We start from the raw sequence: 1,527 nt of genomic DNA, 5'->3' as shown, positions 1-1,527 counted from the left end.
TCAGACTGCTGACAAACCCCTGGCGTGGTCCGGGGGTTTGTGATTCATTGGGACATGTTGAAGAAACCTGCCCCTTGCCAGACGGCTCTTGAGATGGTGACGCTCGAGGGTCTGGTGCCGAAGGATCACCTGCTTCGCAAGATTGATGCGGTGATCGACTTCTCGTTCATCCATGATCGCGTTGCCGGGCTTTATTGCGCCGACAACGGCCGGCCGCCGCTCGATCCGACCTTGATGTTCAAGGCGCTGTTCATCGGTTACCTGTTCGGCATCCGCTCGGAGCGCCAATTGGTGCGCGAGATCGAGGTCAACGTCGCCTATCGCTGGTTTCTGCGGATGAAGCTGACGGATGGGGTGTTTGACGCCTCGACGCTGTCGCAGAACCGCCGCCGGCGCTTCAACGACACCTCGGTTTCCCAGGACATCTTTGATCATATCGTTGAGCAGGCGATCGGTCATGGCCTGGTCGACGGTACGGTGCTCTATACGGATTCGACGCATCTGAAGGCGAACGCCAACAAGGGCAGATACGACCTTGCGATGATCGCGAAGTCGCGCGCCGATTATTGGGCCGACCTCGACCGGGCGATCGAGGTCGAGCGGGCGCTGCACGACCAGAAGCCGTTGAAGGAGAAAGAGCGTCAGCCGGAGGTGAAGGAAACCAAGGTGTCGCGCACCGACCCCGAGAGCGGCTATATGGTGCGCGACGGCAAACCGAAAGGCTTCTTCTACCTCGACCACCGCACGGTGGACGGCCGCCATGCCATCATCACCGACACCCATGTGACACCTGCCAATGTGCATGACAGCATCGTCTATCTCGAGCGGCTGGACCGACAGCGTGAGCGGTTCAGCCTGGCGGTCGGCGCGGTTGGCCTGGATGCCGGCTATGCGACCTCCGGCATCGCCAAGGGGCTTGAAGACCGCACCATCCTCGGTGTCACCGGCTATCGCAATCCGACACCGCCCAAAGCCGGCATGATGCGCAAATCGAAGTTCGTCCACGAGCTTCAGACAGACGGCTATCGCTGCCCCGAAGGACAGTTGCTCGCCTATGCCACCACCGACCGCAACGGCTATAAACATTACGCATCCGATCGGCCATCTGCCGCACCTGCCCGTTGCTGGCCTCCTGCACCCATAACGCCACCGCGACACGCACCATCACCCGCCATGTCTGGGCCGACGCCCGCGAGCGCACCGATGCCAACCGACTGACCGCTTGGGGCAAGGCGATCTACAAACGCCGCAAGGAAACGGTCGAGCGCTCCTTTGCCGATGCCAAGCAGCTGCATGGCCACCGCTATGCCCGCTTCCGAAGTCTCACCCGTGTCGCCTGCCAATGCCTGCTGGCTGCAGCCGCCCAGAACATCAAGAAGATCGCAATGGCGCTCATCAAAACACCAAAACCAGCCGCGGCATGAGCCAGCCCATCCTTCTGCGCCTCCCGCCAAGACCTCCCGGCGGAAAAACAAATCCACAAAAACAAAACCCGCCGAAAATATCGACGGGTTTGTCAGCAGTCTG

At 60.8% G+C, this 1,527-nt stretch carries 1 protein-coding gene; it reads left to right on the top strand.

Annotated features, from left to right (window positions below):
• Nucleotides 1–54: 54 nt before the first annotated feature.
• Nucleotides 55–1,424 (top strand): IS1182 family transposase gene (locus MOV63_RS32385; RefSeq protein WP_247039832.1). Its coding sequence is split into 2 segments (ribosomal slippage): nt 55–1,099 and nt 1,099–1,424, totalling 1,371 coding nucleotides; the frame shifts between segments, so codons are not numbered across the junction.
• Nucleotides 1,425–1,527 lie beyond the last annotated feature (103 nt).

This window comes from Neorhizobium sp. SHOUNA12A (assembly GCF_023006505.1).
Classification (GTDB): Bacteria; Pseudomonadota; Alphaproteobacteria; order Rhizobiales; family Rhizobiaceae; genus Neorhizobium.
The sequence above is the reverse complement of the archived record's forward strand: the minus strand, read 5'-3'. Positions and strand labels throughout refer to the sequence as shown.